16 protein-coding genes are annotated in these 19,031 nt (G+C 31.8%); 13 read left to right on the plus strand and 3 right to left on the minus strand.

Going from position 1 to position 19,031, the window contains the following annotated elements:
- Window positions 1-12: 12 nt before the first annotated feature.
- Genes ACH2CG_RS04700 through ACH2CG_RS04710 form a run of 3 tightly spaced genes read left to right on the plus strand, consistent with a single transcriptional unit; the run spans window position 13 to window position 2,605 of the window.
- Window positions 13-1,317, plus strand: a complete 1,305-nt coding sequence (locus ACH2CG_RS04700; protein ID WP_395062706.1) for an AAA family ATPase — start codon at window positions 13-15, stop codon at window positions 1,315-1,317.
- On the plus strand, window positions 1,310-1,834 hold the full coding sequence (locus ACH2CG_RS04705) for a hypothetical protein (RefSeq protein WP_395062708.1): 525 nt from the start codon (window positions 1,310-1,312) through the stop codon (window positions 1,832-1,834). Before ACH2CG_RS04700 ends, ACH2CG_RS04705 begins: the two co-directional genes overlap by 8 nt.
- On the plus strand, window positions 1,835-2,605 hold the full coding sequence (locus tag ACH2CG_RS04710; RefSeq protein ID WP_395062710.1) for a class I SAM-dependent methyltransferase: 771 nt from the start codon (window positions 1,835-1,837) through the stop codon (window positions 2,603-2,605).
- A 67-nt stretch (window positions 2,606-2,672) separates the two neighbouring features.
- Here the strand turns inward: ACH2CG_RS04710 and ACH2CG_RS04715 are convergent, their stop codons facing one another.
- Window positions 2,673-5,477 (minus strand): M16 family metallopeptidase, encoded by a 2,805-nt coding sequence (locus ACH2CG_RS04715; RefSeq protein ID WP_395062712.1) that lies wholly within the window; start codon window positions 5,475-5,477, stop codon window positions 2,673-2,675.
- A gap of 184 nt (window positions 5,478-5,661) precedes the next feature.
- On the opposite strand from ACH2CG_RS04715, the gene ACH2CG_RS04720 reads away from it, so the two are divergent.
- The 5 genes from ACH2CG_RS04720 (at window position 5,662) to ACH2CG_RS04740 (ending at window position 12,149) form a co-directional block, all read left to right on the plus strand.
- Window positions 5,662-6,912, plus strand: a complete 1,251-nt coding sequence (locus ACH2CG_RS04720) for a DUF5103 domain-containing protein (protein WP_395062714.1) — start codon at window positions 5,662-5,664, stop codon at window positions 6,910-6,912.
- 67 nt (window positions 6,913-6,979) lie between these two features.
- Window positions 6,980-7,366, plus strand: a complete 387-nt coding sequence (gene apaG, locus ACH2CG_RS04725; protein ID WP_395062716.1) for a Co2+/Mg2+ efflux protein ApaG — start codon at window positions 6,980-6,982, stop codon at window positions 7,364-7,366.
- 297 nt (window positions 7,367-7,663) lie between these two features.
- Complete coding sequence (pruA, locus tag ACH2CG_RS04730; protein ID WP_395062718.1) at window positions 7,664-9,292, plus strand: L-glutamate gamma-semialdehyde dehydrogenase; 1,629 nt, start codon at window positions 7,664-7,666, stop codon at window positions 9,290-9,292.
- A 136-nt stretch (window positions 9,293-9,428) separates the two neighbouring features.
- Window positions 9,429-11,723, plus strand: a complete 2,295-nt coding sequence (locus ACH2CG_RS04735) for a T9SS type A sorting domain-containing protein (protein WP_395062720.1) — start codon at window positions 9,429-9,431, stop codon at window positions 11,721-11,723.
- 27 nt (window positions 11,724-11,750) lie between these two features.
- Window positions 11,751-12,149 carry a hypothetical protein gene (locus ACH2CG_RS04740; RefSeq protein ID WP_395062722.1) on the plus strand — a complete coding sequence of 133 codons (399 nt, stop codon included), beginning with the start codon at window positions 11,751-11,753 and terminating at the stop codon, window positions 12,147-12,149.
- On the opposite strand, the gene rsmG is transcribed toward ACH2CG_RS04740, so the two are convergent.
- The gene (rsmG, locus tag ACH2CG_RS04745; protein WP_395062724.1) at window positions 12,146-12,775 is read right to left on the minus strand and encodes a 16S rRNA (guanine(527)-N(7))-methyltransferase RsmG; all 630 of its coding nucleotides are present in this window, start codon (window positions 12,773-12,775) and stop codon (window positions 12,146-12,148) included. The genes ACH2CG_RS04740 and rsmG overlap by 4 nt on opposite strands.
- A gap of 108 nt (window positions 12,776-12,883) precedes the next feature.
- Between rsmG and ACH2CG_RS04750 the strand changes: the two genes are divergently transcribed.
- From ACH2CG_RS04750 to ACH2CG_RS04765, 4 genes are all read left to right on the plus strand, one after another.
- A complete protein-coding gene (locus ACH2CG_RS04750) occupies window positions 12,884-13,984 on the plus strand; it encodes a fatty acid desaturase family protein (protein WP_395062726.1) in 1,101 nt (366 codons plus the stop codon).
- A 74-nt stretch (window positions 13,985-14,058) separates the two neighbouring features.
- Window positions 14,059-15,246: a pyridoxal phosphate-dependent aminotransferase gene (locus tag ACH2CG_RS04755; RefSeq protein ID WP_395062728.1), complete on the plus strand. Its 1,188-nt coding sequence runs from the start codon at window positions 14,059-14,061 to the stop codon at window positions 15,244-15,246.
- 192 nt (window positions 15,247-15,438) lie between these two features.
- Window positions 15,439-16,602, plus strand: a complete 1,164-nt coding sequence (gene purT, locus ACH2CG_RS04760) for a formate-dependent phosphoribosylglycinamide formyltransferase (protein WP_395062730.1) — start codon at window positions 15,439-15,441, stop codon at window positions 16,600-16,602.
- Window positions 16,603-16,607: 5 nt separating this feature from the next.
- Window positions 16,608-16,922: a DUF6370 family protein gene (locus ACH2CG_RS04765; RefSeq protein WP_395062732.1), complete on the plus strand. Its 315-nt coding sequence runs from the start codon at window positions 16,608-16,610 to the stop codon at window positions 16,920-16,922.
- Window positions 16,923-16,956: 34 nt separating this feature from the next.
- Here the strand turns inward: ACH2CG_RS04765 and ACH2CG_RS04770 are convergent, their stop codons facing one another.
- Complete coding sequence (locus tag ACH2CG_RS04770) at window positions 16,957-17,514, minus strand: sugar O-acetyltransferase (protein ID WP_395062734.1); 558 nt, start codon at window positions 17,512-17,514, stop codon at window positions 16,957-16,959.
- A 144-nt stretch (window positions 17,515-17,658) separates the two neighbouring features.
- Between ACH2CG_RS04770 and ACH2CG_RS04775 the strand changes: the two genes are divergently transcribed.
- On the plus strand, window positions 17,659-19,031 hold a 1,373-nt coding region (locus ACH2CG_RS04775), incomplete at its 3' end, for a hypothetical protein (RefSeq protein WP_395062736.1).

The raw sequence follows: 19,031 nt of genomic DNA on the forward strand, positions 1-19,031 counted from the left end.
GAAAATAAAAAAATGAGGTTAAAACTTCAAAATATTGGTATTATCGAAAGTGCAGATATTAATGTTGATGGTATCACATTAATTGCTGGGCAAAATGATTCTGGTAAAAGTACTGTTGGGAAAGTTTTGTATTCAATTGTAAGAAGCTTCAATATTAATGAAAAATCATTTAATTCTTCTAAAGTTGAATACATTCGAAACAGGAATAGAGACATTAGAAATTTATTATTAAGAACAAAGTCAGTTACAGAAACAGATAAAACAATCAACGAAAAGTTTTTAAATGATTTTGTTGATAACAGACAATCCATTTTTAATCGCCTTATAAGAATTAATACAAACAATCCAGACTACATCGATAAAATGTTAGTTGACTTGGATTTAATTGAAGAACTTTATAGTTCTTTTTCAAATGAAACATTAAAACTACAACTGGAAAATTTTATAATCGAAATTAAAAATAGATTAGAAATTGAGAGAGAATCAGTTGAAGTATTGATTTATGAATTAGAATCCTACCTTGAAGATCAATTTGGAAAACAAATAAAAAACAAGTTCAGTAAAGAAGATTCTTTTATTTTAATTGATGATAAATACCAAAAAAAGATTTTAATAAATGATAAATTAGAATTTAAAGGATTTGAACAAAATAATAATTTTTATTACGATGAGGTTTTCTTCATCGAGTCACCAATATTACTTGAAAAATCGTCTTATTGGTTACCCGAATCAACCTCAAGAGATAAAAACACATATTTAAATACTAAAATTTTTGAACCAGAAATAGAACAAGATATTTTTTCAGATAATAGAGAAGATTTTGAAAAATTAAGTTCAATTATTTCAGAGGTTATTGGCGGTAATTTTGAAATTAACTCTAATGAAGAATTAGTATTTAAAAAAAGTGATGTTGAATTTGACTTTGAAAATATTGCAACTGGAATTAAAAGTTTTGGAATACTTCAATTGTTATTTAAAAAAGGTAAGTTGAATTCAAATACATTGTTAATTATAGATGAACCAGAAGTGCATTTGCATCCAACTTGGCAAGTCAAATATGCTGAAATTTTAGTATTACTTTCTAAAGAATTTGCAATTCCAATTCTCTTAACTTCACATAGCCCGTATTTTATAGAGGCATTGGAAGCATTTACTAAAAAGTATAAGTATTTAGACTCTACAAATTTTTATTTTGCTGAAAAAAGTGAAAATGGATTGACTTCAAATATTTTAAATGTTAACGATTCTCTGAGTAAAATTTATTCTTCTATTTCAGAAGCCTCTTATCAATTAAGAAATATCGAAAGTGATGAGTAATCCTATTTTTACTATTCTGGATGATAAACTTATTCGTAAAAGCTTAAGAGAATTGAGTTTAAACAATGAGCATAAAAAACATCCTTCATCAGTTAAACATCTTATTGATTCAGATAAAAAATGCTACCATTTTGATAAAATACATCTGAGCAATTCAACTGTAGATGCTTTAGAATTCAACGGAACGGAATATTACTTAATGGAGTTCAAGGACGAAAGAGTTTATAATCCTGAATATCATTGGAAAAAGATTACTGAAATCATTTTTAAAAAATTTCAATCGATGAATTTGATTTTAGATTTATATTTAAAAAACAACATACCAAAAATCGATTTCTATAATAGTAAATTATATTTTTTGGTTGTTTTCAGTTCGACAAAGTCAACAGATTTAAATGATTTCAAAACACTTAAATCACATTTAAAAGAAAAATACGGTAATATATTTCATATAGATATTTTAAATGAAAAGATGTTTATTGATGACTATATTAATACAAATAAAGTTGGCATCTAAATGAAAAAAATATTCAAGTTCATACTAAACACCATCCCAAGACCAATCTTAATTCGTCTTAGTATTGTGGTACGTCCTATTTTAGCATTTCTATTAAAAGGAAGTCGTTTTACGGATCCGATTGACGGAAAAAGCTTTAGCATGTTTTTACCTTACGGATATGGAAACCAGAGAAACAACGTGCTTTCACCAAGCACATTATCTTTAGAAAGACACCGTTTATTATGGATTTACTTACATAATGAAACCGATTTTTTTACTTCTAAAGAGAGAAAAAAAGTACTTCATTTTGCACCAGAACAAGAATTTTATAAACGTTTCAAGAAGCAAACTAACATTGATTATACTACGACCGATTTACTTTCGCCGTTGGCAGATGTGAAAGCTGATATTTGCAACTTGCCTTTTAAAGATAATCAATATGATGTTATTCTTTGCAACCACGTTCTAGAACACATTCCAGACGATACCAAAGCGATGCAAGAATTATACAGAGTTTTAAAACCAGGCGGAATGGGAATTTTCCAAATTCCTCAAGATTTATCTCGCGCAACAACTTTTTCTGACGATTCAATTATAGATCAAAAAGAACGTGCAAAAATTTTCGGACAATATGATCACGTTCGCGTTTATGGAAGAGATTATTTTGACAAACTAAGAAGCATTGGTTTTAGAGTAATTGAAGAAGATTATACAGCTAAATTAGCACCAGAATTAGTTGAGAAATATTGCTTAGCAAAAGGAGAAATTATTCCGGTTTGTTTTAAATAGTTTTATAAAAACCAAAACCCTGTTACTAAAAAATAATAACAGGGTTTTTTTTTAAATAATTAAATTTCTACTTAGTCTCGGGCATTAAAACACCTATAACTTTGTCTTTAGTCAAATATTTTTTAGCCACATCATGAATTTCTTTAGTTGTAACTGCATTTATATTTTCTTCCATTTTTAAAATATCCTCGGGATTGGTTGTGTTATTAAATGATTTTGTAAAATTAGATAACCAAAATTTATTTTCTTTACTATCTTTTTTATAATCGGCAATTTCACCTTCTTTAAACTTAGCTACATCTTTTTCTTCTGGTCCATTGTCAATAATTTTTTGCAATTCTTTTAGGGCAGAAGAAATTAGCTTTTCAGTGTTTTCTGGTCCACATGGAAAACCAATTGAAAAATTATAACCGCCATTAGGAACTTTACTCATGCTTCCTCTAGCAGAAATTCCATAAACACCACTTTCATTTTCTCTTAATTCTTCAATTAACTTAATAGTAAGAACTTCGCCCAGTGCTTGCATTGCCATTGCCTCTTTAGGAGAATATACAGCGTCACCATAGTACATAATTGTAACATTACTTTTTGGGTCTGCTCCTTTATTTACCACTTTTTTCAAATCGCCTTTTAGCATTCTAAAGCCTAAATCTACTGCTTTTTCCTTATTTTGTGTTGAGGGTAAAGAGGCTAAATATTTGGCAGAGAAATCTTCAATTTGTTTATCGTCAATATTTCCAACAAAGAAAAATTCAAAATCGGCTGCATTAGCAAATCGTTCTTTATATTTTGAATAAGCCAATTGATAATCTGTTGCTGCCCAAATTTCTTCGGTAGGGATAATACCTATAAATCTTGGATTCTCTTTTAATAAATAACCATAAAATTCTTGTTGAAAGAAAACATTTGGTTGCGACGATAAGTTTTTATAAAAAGCAGATTGTTTTTGTTTAAAACCTTCAAATGCTTCTTTGTCAAAATTTAAATCTGTCATGTAAGCATGTGTCATTTGAAACATATATTCTAAATCTTTAGGTGTTGAACTACCTTTAATACCTTCTGTTACATTACTAATATATGGATAAACATTAGCGATTTTTCCTGACATAAATTTATCAATATCATTTTTCTTTAATCCAGAAAAACCTGCTTCAGTTAATCCACCATTTGCAAATTGCACTTTTTTAGCCTCTTCATTACTGTACAAACTTGAGCCACCAAAGCTTATGCCTTCCATTAAAATTTCATCATTTTTAAAATCTGTTTTTTTGTAAGTAACTTTTGCTCCGTTAGAAAGAAAAAGTGTTGTAGTACCTAGTTTTTCATTACTTTCTTTCTTTAGAACAGAACCGGATTTTAATTCATTTTTTAACAAACTTGATGCAAGTTTAGTTTCTTTATAAGTTGTAACATCAGCATCATTGACTTTTAATGCATTTAAAACCTCTGCTTCTGTAATTTTTTTCAAACCTTCTTTTTCTGGTCCGGTAAGTAAAACAACTCTATTTTCATCTTTAACATAACCTTTAATTACATCATTTGTTTCTGCCAAAGTTATTTTTGGCAACATAGCTTTAGTAGTTTCATATTCCCAAACTATGCCTGGAGCTGGAACGCTAGTTAAAAAATAAGACTGGTATTCAGACACAAATCTATCTGAATTGGTTTTATCTTTTTCATTAAAAGATTTCTCATAATTAGCCAATGTTTCAGATTTTGCTCTATCCAATTCGCCTTGAGTAAAACCAAATCTCTTTGCTTTTTCGTTTTCTACAGCCAATACTTTTAAAGCATCAAGTTGTTTATCGTCGGACACCATTGCAAAAGATTGATAACCTTCCTTGCTTCTTGCCCAAGTTCCACCATGATAAGAAAAACCATAAACAAAAGGCGGATTAGCCGTATTTGTTAACTCTTGCAAACGATTGTTTATCATTGTAGTAAACAAACCTTTAACTAAATCATTTCTATAATCGGCAACAGAAATAGTTTTTTTAGGCAATCCATCATCTTTATATAACAATTGCACCTGAGAGTCAGATGCTTCCTTGTCACTTTCTACACAAACAAAAGTTTCTTTATGGTTGGGCACTTCGAAGATTTTTCTAGGTTTTTCATTTTTTGGATTTTTATAACTACCAAAGTGAGCCATAATCTTTTGTTCCATTTGCGCCACATCAATGTCGCCAACAACAATAACAGCCATTAAATCTGGTCGGTACCAATCGCTATAAAAAGTCTTTATTTTATCATAAGTGAAACTTTCTAAAATTTCTTTTTTACCAATTGGCAAACGCTTTGCATATTGCGAATTATACATCATTTTGGGCATGTACAAATCTTCCATTCTTTTATCTGCACCAAGACCTAATCTGTATTCTTCTAGAACGACGCCTCTTTCTTTGTCAATATCCTCCGGAGTTAAGTTAGCATTAAAAGCCCAATCTTCTATAATTTGAAAACCCTTTTCAAGTTTTTCAACATCATTTGACGGAATAGGTAAAAAATAAACGGTCTCGTCAAAGCTTGTGTAAGCATTTAAGTGTTGTCCAAATTTAACACCGATACTTTGTAAATAATCGACCAACTGATTTTTTGGAAAATGCTTTGTTCCATTAAAACACATGTGCTCCATAAAGTGAGCTAAACCTTGCTGATCATCATTTTCTAAAATCGACCCTGCGTTGATAACAAGTCTTAAATCTACCTTGTTTTCTGGCTTAGCATTCTTTCTAATGTAGTACGTCAATCCGTTTTTTAACTTACCAGTTTTAACATTAGGATCAAACGGAATAGCACTTTTTAAATCTTGGGCGGCAATTGAAAGCGGCAAAGCCAACAAAAGACACCACATCTTGTTTAATTGTTTCATAAATATTTTAGTTTTAGGTAATAAAATTAATAAACAAATAACTCCTAAAAAATACTTTTATTGTAAATTAACAAGAATTTTCTATTTTTAAGCATCAATTTTTTTAGATTCTAAATTACTTTATATTTGGCATAATTGTAGATACTAATATTTAGTATCTTTACGTTATCATAAAAAATTTATTATGTTAAAAAAATATCTTCTATCCATTTGCTTACTTTTTATGATTACCAAATCAAAAGCTCAAGAAAAAGAAGTGAATTCGCCTTATCATATTAAGACAATATCATTTGTTCAAAACGGACAAAATGCAATTCCACTTTTTCAACTCGGCGATTCATTCCAGTTACAATTTGATGATTTACATGGTACAGAAGATAATTATTATTATAAAATAACCCATTGTGACTACGACTGGAAACAATCGCAACTGTCCATAAATGAATACCTTAATGGATTTGACAACCAACGAATTCAAGAATACACCAATTCTATCAATGCACTTCAAATATATTCGCACTACAAAGTAACTTTTCCTAACAAATTAACCCAATTAAAAGTAAGCGGAAACTATCTAATAAGCATCCTCAATGAAGATCAAGAAATAGTTTTTTCTAGAAAATTTATTGTTTTTGAAGAGTTGGTTTCCGTTCCCATGCAAGTTAAAAGAGCGAGAAACGTTAAAGATGTTCAAGTAAAGCACAATATAGATTTTTCTATAAAATCAACTTCTATTACATTTCAAAGTCCGTTGCAAAATGTAAAAGTACTTTTAATGCAAAACGGAAAATTCAACAATACGATTTCCAACATTAAACCAATGTACACCATTGGCAACGATTTAATTTATAAATACGATACCGAAACACAATTTTGGGCAGGAAACGAATACCTTTTCTTTGAAAATAAAAACATTAGAGCAGCCAACAACAGCATTGCAAGAGTAGACACACAAGGCGGATTGTATAATAGTTATCTGTACACCAACACTACTCGTGCCTCTAAACCATATACTTATTGGCCCGATATTAACGGAAATTTCCTAATTAAAAATTTAAATGCAGAAAATGATGAAATTGAAGCCGATTATGCCTGGATTTACTTCTCACTTTCGGCACCTGCGTTTTATCAAAACAAAAATATTTACATCACAGGAATGTTCAATAACAATAAACTTTCCGACGAAAATAAAATGGATTATAATGTAGAAAAAGGCATTTATGAAAAAGCAATAATGATAAAACAAGGCTTTACAAACTACAACTATACCATTGCAGACAGCAAAGGAAAAATAGACGACGAAAACGCAATTGACGGAAATTTCTATCAAACAGAGAACAATTATTTTGCCATTATTTACTATCGCGAAAACAACCAACGCTACGACAGAGTTATAGGAAAAGGAGTTGCAACATCAACAGACATAATCAATTAATTATATTTTAACATTAAAAAAACATTTGTTTTTTTATAAATTTTGTAACTTTACAAAAAGTTTCTTTATGGTTACTCAAATAACAAGAGGCATAAAAATATCCGTTAATACTAGTTTTGAAGGCACTTACTTCAAAAACTATAAGATTCATTTTGCCTTTTCTTACGAAATAACAATAGAAAATCACAGCAAAGATTCGGTTCAATTAACCTCACGTCATTGGGAAATTTTTGATTCTCTTAACGATATAGAAGTTGTAGATGGCGAAGGCGTAATTGGAAAGAAACCAGTTCTAAAACCAGGCGAATCACACACCTACAGTTCAGGTTGTTTGCTTTCTTCACCTCACGGAGCAATGCGTGGTTTCTTTAATATGATCAATTTTACAACCACAAAAAACTTCAAAGTTATCGTTCCAGCATTTCGTTTAAGTGCACCGTATGCTTTAAATTAGAAGCCATTTCCAGCTATCCATTGCAAGTTTGCTTGTAAAAAACTTTTTTTCTACGCCAAAAAACGTGCTTCTATGGTCGCAGTTTTTTGTCAAGAAAAAATAGCTTTTTCCTTCACAAAGCTTTCCATTCTTATCTGGGCTAGACAAATCACAATCTAAAACAACAACCTATAAGTTTAATACTGTTTGTTATCAAAAGTTCAAAAAAACCTTTGTACTTTTGCTATTCATTAGATAATTCGCAAACTTTGATGCATCAAATTATCTCATTCAATAATTATTTAAAATTAAAAAAATATGCCTAAAGGATTCTTTCACGTACCCAAAGCGGTCAACGAACCAGTAAAATCTTACGCACCAAACTCTCCAGAAAAAGCAGCCGTTTTAGCAGCTTACAAAAAAATGTGGAACGAAACTATCGATGTGCCATTATACATCGGTTCTGAACAAATTAAAACTGGAAATACCAAAAAAATGTCGGCGCCACATGATCACCAACACATCGTTGGAACCTATCATTTAGCTGAAAAATCTCATGTTGAAAAAGCAATCGCATCAGCATTAGAAGCAAGAAAAAAATGGGCAAACATGCCATGGGAACACCGTGCTGCCATTTTCTTAAAAGCAGCCGAATTAATTGCTGGACCTTACCGTGCAAGAATAAATGCTGCAACAATGATTGCACAATCTAAAACAATTTATCAGGCAGAAATTGATGCTTCTTGCGAGTTAATCGACTTTTTACGCTACAACGTAGAGTTTATGACTCAAATTTATAACGACCAACCAAAATCGGTTTCCGATGTTTGGAACAAAGTAGAATACCGTCCATTAGAAGGGTTTATTTATGCAATTACTCCTTTCAACTTTACTGCAATTGCAGCCAATCTTCCAGCAAGTGCTGCACTTATGGGAAATACAGTAGTTTGGAAACCTAGTGACAGCCAAGTTTTTTCTGCAAAAATTATAATTGATATTTTCAAAGAAGCTGGAGTTCCAGATGGTGTTATCAACGTAGTTTTTGGAGATCCGGTTATGATTACTGATACTGTTTTAGCAAGTCCAGATTTTGCTGGAGTTCATTACACAGGTTCTACATTTGTATTTAAAGAAATTTGGAAAAAAATTGGAAACAACATTCATACTTATAAAACCTATCCTAAAATTGTTGGAGAAACAGGCGGAAAAGATTTTGTTGTAGCCCATTCTTCAGCCAATGTAAAACAAGTTGTAACAGGAATCACTCGTGGTGCATTTGAATTTCAAGGACAAAAATGTTCTGCTGCATCAAGAGCATACATTCCGCAAAGTTTATGGCCAGCAGTAAAAGAACAATTAATTATTGACGTGAAATCAATGAAAATGGGATCACCAGAAGATTTTGGCAATTTCATCACCGCAGTAATTCACGAAGGTTCGTTTGATAAATTAGCAAGTTTTATTGACCAAGCTAAAAAAGATACAGATGCCGAAATTATCCTTGGTGGAAATTATGATAAATCTAAAGGTTACTTTATTGAACCAACAGTTATTGTAACAACAAATCCAAAATATGCCACAATGGAAACCGAATTATTCGGACCAGTAATGACGATTTACGTTTATGATGATGCAAAATGGGAAGAAACTTTAGCCTTAGTTGATGAAACTTCAGAATACGCTTTAACAGGAGCCATTTTCAGTCAAGACAGATACGCAACAATTGAAGCAACCAATGCATTACAAAACGCAGCAGGAAATTTCTACATTAACGACAAACCAACTGGTGCTATTGTAGGAATGCAACCTTTTGGTGGAGCAAGAGCATCTGGAACAAACGACAAAGCTGGTTCAATGCAAAACTTATTGCGTTGGGTATCGCCAAGAACTATAAAAGAAACTTTTGTAACTCCAGAAGATTATAGATATCCATTTTTAGGAGAATAGTTCAAAGTATAAAGTACAACATACTAGGCACTAAATACAATTCTTAATTTAAAAAGTTCAATCAGCAATGTTTGAACTTTTTTTATTTGCCTGATTGTTAATTTTTTGTATCTTCGAAAATCAAAACCAACAAACCATGAAAACAAAAATTACCTTACTAATTTTTATGTTATTTTCTATTTTGGGATTTAGCCAAGATAAAAAATATGATTTATTAAAAAATAAGACGCAAACAAACATTTTATACGACAGAGTTTTTAGTGTTTCGAATGCTACAAATTTAAAATTGGAAGAAATTTCAACCAATTATTTTTTGCAAGTTTATCATGAGATGCAACGTTCCGATTTTCAAAATAGACTTCCTGTTTTAGAAAAAATTAGAGAACAAGCCAATCTAGGTTTTGCTCAAAAACAAATTCCTCTATCGATTTTGATATCTGATTTTGAAACTATAAAACCAGCGGAAATAGAAAGCAAAAACATTTTCCTAAACGAAAATAATCAAATGGAAATGAAAACAGGAACTCCTACTCCATTTGAAAAACACAGCATCAATTTGATTGGTGCATTATTACAAAAATCCAAAAGCAATCATGTTGATTTTATCCTTAAAGACAATTTGATTTTTAATACAACTAATAGATCTATTTCGTCTATTTCAGTAAATTATAACGATAGCAAAAGCTGGAAAACCATCAATCTAAACAAAGCTTTTAAAATTAATTTCACTAATAACGGCAGTCAAATTATCCGATTTAAATTGACACTTTCAACAGGAGAAATTATATCCCAATCGATAACATTTGATGTAGATTGCCCAACTCTTACCAATAAAAATGATCCAACTCAGCAAAGTCCTTCTTTAATTACTACTATAAGTTCTACTATTCCTTATCAAGGATATGCCGAAACTCAAGCATTTTTAGGTCAAGGAGAATACGAAATATTTCCAGATACAGTAGATGGAATTCTAGACAAACCTATCTTTCTTCTAGACGGATTTGATCCTGGTGACACTAGAAATTCAACGGCAATTTATTCTTTATTGAACTATGGAACAAGCGGTCAAAATCTTGGCGATATAGTTCGAGCTCAAGGATTTGACATTATAGTTTTGAACTTTCCAACCTACACAAGACCAAATACAACTACTGTAATTGATGGTGGTGTAGATTATATTCAAAGAAATGCGATGATTTTAGTAGCGCTCATAAATCAAATAAATGCTCAAAAAATTGGAACTGAAAAAAATGTAATTATCGGACCAAGTATGGGAGGTTTAATTTCGAGATATGCACTTCGCTATATGGAAACAAATAACATGAATCCAGACACAAGATTGTACATTTCATTCGATTCACCTCATTTGGGAGCAAATGTACCAATTGGTTTTCAGCATTTGTTCAATTACATGGCTTATGGTCCGCTTGGTGATGTAACAGTTCAAGCAATTGTAAACGGAATGTTGAAAAGTCCAGCTGCCAAAGAAATGTTGATTGACCATTTTGAAGGACATCTACAAACTGGAAGCGTTACCGAATTTAATACAGCGGCAGCAACTTTACTTCCAACTGGAGCACCAAACTTTAGGACAGCTTTTCAAAATGAATTGAATACTTACGGATTTCCTACAACAACAAGAAATATTTCAATAGCTAACGGCGCAGGAAACGGAACTATGACTGGAACTCCTGGAATGGTTGTTATGGATCATACTTTTAATGTAACGGCAACTCAAAGAGCAATTATTAATTTAAATTTTACACCGTTAACAAATCTGTCGTTACAAGTTAGCCGATTTAGAGGTCAAACAAACCTGTTTTTTTGGATTACTGTTTATGAAAGCTTGGCCAATTCGAAATCTCCAACTTACACAAGTGGACTTGATTCTGCTCCTGGAGGAAGATTTGATATGAATTCACTTTCTGCAGGAACATCAGGAAATGCTTTATTGACAGAATTTTTTAATAACTTACAAATATTGTATTTTGATTTTATTCCAACACTAAGTTCTATGGCAATTTCTAGTTCTACCAATTTGTATTCTAATGTAAATGCGACATCTACAACACCATTTGCTGCTTATTATATTCCAACTACAAATGAAAACCATGTTACATTAACACCCAACAATGTAACTTTTGCATTGAATGAAATATTAAATCCGGTTTTAACAACCAATCAAAATCTTGCATTAGCTAGTGTTTGGATTAAAAATCCAATTGAAAATTCAGTACAAATAAATACGAATTATACCATTGAAAACGCTTCAATTTCGATTGTCGATGTATTGGGAAAAACTATATTTAGTGCAAGTAATCAAACAATAAACGGCACAATGGAAATTCCAATTTCATTGTCCAACGGTATTTTCTTGGTAACAGTTAAAAATGAAAAAGGAAGTATTACAAAGAAAATAGTTAAAGAATAATTATTTTTACAAAAAAAACTAACAATTATGAAAAAAACAATCTCAGTGCTATCTGTTTTATTTTTATTTATATGCTGTTCAAAAGACAAAGAAAACAAATCATCAGAAACAGCCGAATTTATTGGTCGATGGAAATTAACACAAGTATTATCAGATCCTGGTGATGGAAGTGGCGTTTATCAAAATGTAACAGAAAACAAAACAATCGAATTTTTAACTAATGGAACAGTCGTTGCAAACTACTCATTATGTTCTGATGGAAACGTATTGACAGCACCTTATTTTGCAGACGAAAACTATATTCTACCCAACAATTGCTTCGCCGCAGGATTAAATATTCATTATCAATTGGAAGGTAACAATTTAATATTATATTATCCTTGCATTGAAGCTTGTAGCTATAAATTTGAAAAACTAACCAATTAAATTTTAAACTTTAAAGGAACGTGAACCACTTTTTTAGTTTCGAAGAATTCATTATCAAAAAACTCTGAAATATTATATTCGGTTGCTTTTGAAAAATCTTTCAATTCCTCGGTTAAATCGCCACCTTTTAAATACAGAATTCCGTTTTTAAGTTCGTGTTTGTTGGTTTTCTTGATTTTATCTTTAATCCAAGAAACAAAATCGGGCATGTTGGTAACGGCACGACTTACAATAAAATCGTAATCGCCTTTCACATTTTCGGCTCTAATTTGTTCTGCCTTTACATTTTTCAATTCTAAAGCTTCGGCAACAGCTTTCACAACGTTTATCTTTTTTAGAATTACATCAATCAAATAAAATCGTGTTTCTGGAAATAAAATCGCCAATGGAATTCCCGGAAAACCTCCACCAGTACCAACATCCAAAACATAAGTACCCGGTTCAAAAGGCTGAATTTTGGCAATTGCTAACGAATGTAAAACGTGTTTAGTGTACAACTCATCAATATCTTTGCGCGAAATCACATTGATTTTCGCGTTCCAATCGTGGTACAATTCGTTTAGTTTTTCAAATTGCTGCTTTTGAATATCTGTTAAATTTGGAAATTGCTTTAGAATTTCTTCCATGATTTTATTTTTTTTACAAAAGTAAACAATTTACAAATGTTATTTTTTGAATAATTAACACTTGTGCAATCTTAATAATATTTATATTTGTACAAATTATACTATTATATGAATACAACAATGCCAACATTCTCTAAACAAGACAGTTTGAAGTTTTTTAGGACTTTAAATTCTCGAGTAAACACCTATTTTAAAGAGAATAAAATTGAAAAAACAGGTAACTGGAAACTCCATTTAAAAACAGTAATTTTATTTACGGTTTTTCTTACGCCATATTTTTTAATACTATCGATCTCAACAATGCCTTTCTGGGTATTTTTCTTATTGTCAATTGTCATTGGAATTGGAATGGCAGGAATAGGAATGAACGTAATGCACGATGGGAATCACGGTTCCTATTCTAACAAATCATGGATTAATAAATTCATGGGCGGAAGCATTTATGTATTGGCAGGAAATGTTTACAACTGGCAAGTGCAACATAATGTTTTACACCATACTTATACTAACATTCACGGTCATGATGAAGATTTAGATGCAGGTCGTGTAATTCGTTTTACACAAGAAGCAGAATGGCATAAATTTCATAAATTTCAACATTATTATTCTGTTTTTCTATACGGATTACTAACTTTCAACTGGTCACTGACTACAGATTTTAAACAGATGAAAGCCTACCTTGGCAGAAAATTATCGTATGGCGAACCTAAAAGCCCAAAGATTTTATGGACAACTTTAATTATCACTAAAGTTATTTATTTTTCAATATGGCTGGCAATTCCAATGATATTAGGAATCGTTTGGTGGCAAGTTTTAATAGGATTTTTTGTAATGCACTACACAGCAGGTTTAATTTTAAGTATTGTATTTCAACTTGCGCATGTTGTAGATGAAACTACAAATCCTATTCCTAACGAAGAAGGCGAAATGGAAAATACATGGGCAATTCACCAATTGTACACAACAGCCAATTTTGCTCCTAAAAACAAAATTGTAAACTGGTTCACTGGAGGATTAAACCACCAAGTAGAACACCACTTGTTTCCAAACATAAGTCATATTCACTACGGAAAAATTGCAGAAATCGTGAAAGAAACCGCTAGAGAATGCAACTTGCCTTACCACGAATTTAAAACTATGAGAAGCGCCGTTATTGCACATTTCAAACATTTAAAAGATTTAGGACAAAAACCTTTGCTTTCAGCATAAAAAATTAATTCTAAAGACGTATTTTTGTACGTCTTTTTTATTTACAACAATTTACAGCACAATTAACTACAACTATGGAACATTTATTATCAGACAGAATCAACAACCTTTCTACATCACAAACACTTGCTATGGCTGCTTTGGCAAGAGAATTAAAAGCACAAGGAAAAGATATTATCAGTTTAAGTCTAGGTGAACCCGATTTTAACACACCCGATTTTATCAAAGAAGCAGCAAAAAAAGCCATCGACGAAAACTACTCTACGTATTCTCCAGTTGATGGGTACATGGATTTGAAAGAAGCCATTTGTAGAAAATTTAAAAGAGATAATAATTTAGACTATAAACCAGCAAACATTGTAGTTTCTACTGGTGCTAAACAATCGTTATACAACATTGCGCAAGTTTTATTAAATGATGGCGACGAAGTAATTCTTCCTGCGCCATACTGGGTTTCGTATTCGGAAATCGTAAAATTGTCAGGTGGAATTCCAGTAGAAGTTTCAACATCAATCGAGAACGATTTTAAAATTACACCACAACAATTAGAAGCAGCAATAACACCAAAAACCAAAATGATTTGGTACAGTTCGCCTTGTAATCCAAGTGGTTCTGTGTATTCTCGTGAAGAATTTACAGCACTTGCCGAAGTTTTAAAAAAATATCCAAATATTCTCATCGTAGCCGACGAAATCTACGAACACATCAATTTCTCAGGTACATTTTGCAGTATCGCATCCATTCCAGGAATGTTTGAAAGAACAATTACCGTAAACGGAGTTGCCAAAGCTTTCGCCATGACAGGTTGGAGAATTGGTTACATTGGCGCACCAGAATTCATCGCCAAAGCTTGTACAAAAATGCAAGGTCAAGTTACCTCTGGAGCAAATTCGATAGCACAAAGAGCAACAATCACAGCAGTCGATGCCGATCCAAGCGTTCTTAACGAAATGGTTTCAGCCTTCAAAAGCCGACGTGATTTAGTTGTTGGATTAATCAAAGAAATTCCGGGACTGAAAATCAATACTCCAGAAGGTGCATTTTACGTTTTTCCAGACGTTTCATCGTTCTTCGGAAAAACATTACGCGGCACTTTAATCAATAATGCTGACGATTTCTCAATGTATTTACTATCCGAAGCCAACGTTGCAACAGTAACAGGTGACGCTTTTGGAAACCCAAATTGCATCCGTTTTTCATACGCAACCAGCGAAGAATTACTTACCGAAGCAATGAAAAGAATCAAAGAAGTTTTAGCATAAATCACAATTGCCTCAAGGAAACTTGGGGCTTTTTTAATTACATTTATTTTTTGGGCGTTACCTTTCAGGTCGGGCTTTACGTTGCAATCTTTTTTCAATAGCTCGGGGTTTAAACCCCGAGCTATTGAAAAAAGGATTTCCACTGCAATCCCTAACGCAACCATAGAATAAAATACAACATCAGATTTAAAAATGGCAAAAATACTATTATTAGGTTCAGGCGAACTAGGAAAAGAATTTGTAATCGCTGCACAACGAATCGGGCAAACGATAATCGCTGTTGACAATTACGAAAATGCTCCAGCAATGCAAGTCGCACACGGCTTTGAAGTAATCAACATGCTTGATAGCTCAGAATTAGATCGAATTGTAGCCAAACACCAACCCGATTTCATAGTTCCAGAAATCGAAGCCATAAGAACCGAACGTTTTTATGACTACGAGAAACAAGGCATTACCGTAGTTCCATCTGCGAAAGCGGCAAATTTTACCATGAACAGAAAAGCAATCCGTGATTTGGCTGCCAAAGAACTCGGATTGAAAACTGCCAATTACAGGTATGCAACCTCAGCATTAGAATTAGAAAAAGCTATACAAGAAATTGGAATCCCGTGTGTGGTAAAACCATTAATGAGTTCATCTGGAAAAGGACAATCTACTATAAAATCTCAAGAAGACATTGAGAAAGCATGGAATTATGCCGTTGAAGGTTCACGTGGCGATGTGGTTGAAGTTATTGTAGAAGCTTTTGTAAAATTCAATTCAGAAATTACTTTATTGACCGTAACTCAAAATAAGAATCCAACATTATTCTGCGCACCAATTGGTCACCGACAAGAACGTGGTGATTATCAAGAAAGTTGGCAACCGGCGAGAATTTCAGACAAAGATTTATTTGAAGCACAAGATATGGCAGAAAAGGTAACTGAAGCACTTGGTGGCGCAGGACTTTTTGGTGTAGAATTTTTCTTGGCTGATGACGGCGTTTATTTTTCAGAATTATCACCACGACCTCACGATACCGGAATGGTAACTTTGGCAGGAACGCAAAATTTCAACGAATTTGAATTGCATCTTCGTGCAATTTTGAGTTTGCCAATATTTGAAATCACATTAGAAAAAAATGGAGCAAGTGCAGTAATTTTGGCTTCAGAGAATTCTACAAGTCCAACTTTTTCTGGAATTGAAAAAATTGCTTCATTACCAAAAACAGATTTTCGTATCTTTGGAAAACCAACTTCAAGACCTTACCGAAGAATGGGAGTTTCATTAGTCAATGATTCTTTAGACACGCCAATTGAAGAAATTATTGAAAAAGCAAAAAGTGCTGCAAAATTAATAACGATAGAATATTAAATATTATGAAATCAATTGTAACATTCTTATTGATGTTGACCTTTAGTTTAGGATTTGCACAAAAAAAAGAAACACAAAAAACTCAGGTTGTGGAAGCTTCTTGCGGACAATGTCAGTTTGGAATGACCAGTAAAAAAGGTTGTGATTTAGCTGTTAGAATTGACGGAAAAAGTTACTTTGTCGAAGGAACAAAACTAGACGATCATGGTGATGCTCATGCCAAAGATGGTTTTTGCGAAGCCATAAGAAAAGCTGAAATTTCGGGTGAAATTATTAACGACAAATATGTAGTAACATCTTTTAAACTACTTCCACTTTAAGAAACAAAAAAGCAGAAACATATTTCTGCTTTTTTTATACATTTAATTCTCGAATCACTTTTGCCGGATTTCCAACTGCTAGTGAATTATCTGGAATGTCTTTTGTGACAACACTTCCTGCACCAATTGTGCATCCGTTTCCAATTGTAACTCCGGGACAAATTACCGAGTTTCCTCCTATCCAACAATCATTACCTATTGCAACTGGTTTTGAAAATTCCACCGTACGACGTTCAATAGCATCAAGCGGATGTGTTGCTGTATAAACATGAACGCCTGGACCAAAAAAAACATTATCGCCAATGGTAACTTTCATTGTGTCTAGAACTACGCAATTCACATTGAAATAGACATTTTCTCCCGAATGGATATTATAACCATAATCGCAATGAAATGGTGGTTCAATGTAGATTTTCTTATTGGAATTTGGCAATAATTGTCTCAAAATCGCTCTTGCGTTTCCGTTCATTAAATATTCGGTGACATTTAATTTATGCAGTAATTTTTTGGCAAAAGTTCGTTCTAAAGAAATTTCTTTATCGTTTGCAAAATAGATTTCTCCATTGAGCATTTTTTCTTTTTCGGTTTTCATTCTTTTTATTTAACAGTCAACTTTCAAATATAGTATTTGTTTGCTAAAAAAACGAACAAAAACTTTACAAGGGTTAACCCCTGATTTTTACTAAAAAATCTATTATGAGTTTTTAATTAAATACTTTTGTTTAAAATAAGTACCATGAAAACCCTAGCAAAAATTTTTATTGCGCTAACTATAGTGATGCTCTTTATTGCCTGTAATGAAGAAAAAAAAAGCGCTGTAGTTTTTAAAAAAGAAACCAATAAAAAAGAAGACGCAACTACAATATGGTTAAGAAATACAGATAATTACAATAATAATAAAAACTATTTTCCTGTTTTTTACACGTATTACAATACTAAAATTGCACAAAAAAACTACTTAGACGCGGCAAAGATACTAGATATTATAAGTGCAAAATTGGCATATCTTTATGATTTTAACGAACATTTTTTAAACACAATAAAAGAATTTGATCAAAAATATAGAAGTAAAGTTCCGGTTTTAAAATCAACATTTGTAGACAGTTACTTTGCAGATTATAATTATGATAAAGGAAATTTTCAAACAGCATGTGACTACTTTAAAAAAATCACCATACTAGAACCCAACGATTATAGAAGTTGTTTTAGAATTGCAAGAGCTAACTACAGTTTGGCTTATACTTATTATGGTATGGGCAAACAAAATTTAAGTTTACACGCCAATAATCAGGCATTAAAATATTCTACTAAAATTAATGATATTGAAGGAATAGGCGCCGTTTATTCTAATTATACAAATATCTATAGAGCCATAAAAGACAAAAGAAAAGCTATTGAATACAGTAATAAGGCAATTCAATGTTTTGTACAATCCGGTAACACATATGATACTTATATGAGTTTGTATAATAAAATTTGCACTTATGAGGATTTTTCAGACTCAAGAACTTCCAAGTTAATAGATTCCGTAATCATTGCTTTTGATAAAAGTAAATTTGAAAGTGATGTATTAAAAATAGCGTTTTATGATTGGAAAGTTCTTTATTTAGTTAGAGAAGCAAAATTTGAAGAGGCTAAAAAATTACTTGATGGTATAAAACCACTTGTTATAAAAGTGAATTCTAACAATTGGACGCAAGACTATGACGCTACAGTAGCTGAATATGAAGCACTAAGCAATCCGAAAAGTGCCGATATAACTAATATTAAAAATGAAATTACGACCTTAAAGAAAAATAGGCAGTATGAAAAACTAAGTCTGTTTTATAATGTTTTAAAAAAATATTCTATTGAAAAAAATAATTTCAAAGATGCTTTAGTCTATGAAGAAGAAATACGAAATGTGAATGATAGCATGGGAAACACTGTAATGCAAGAAAAAATTATTGAACTTGACACAAAATACCAAACACAGGAAAAAGTACAGCAAATTAGACTTCAAGAAAAAACGATTTTAAATAAAAATACGACAATTGCCTTGTTAGCATCTTTATTTTTGGGATTATTTCTAACCGTAGTTGTTTATATCACCAAACAAAAACAGAAAAA

The sequence above is a fragment of the Flavobacterium sp. genome (assembly GCF_043778725.1).
Classification (GTDB): Bacteria; Bacteroidota; Bacteroidia; order Flavobacteriales; family Flavobacteriaceae; genus Flavobacterium.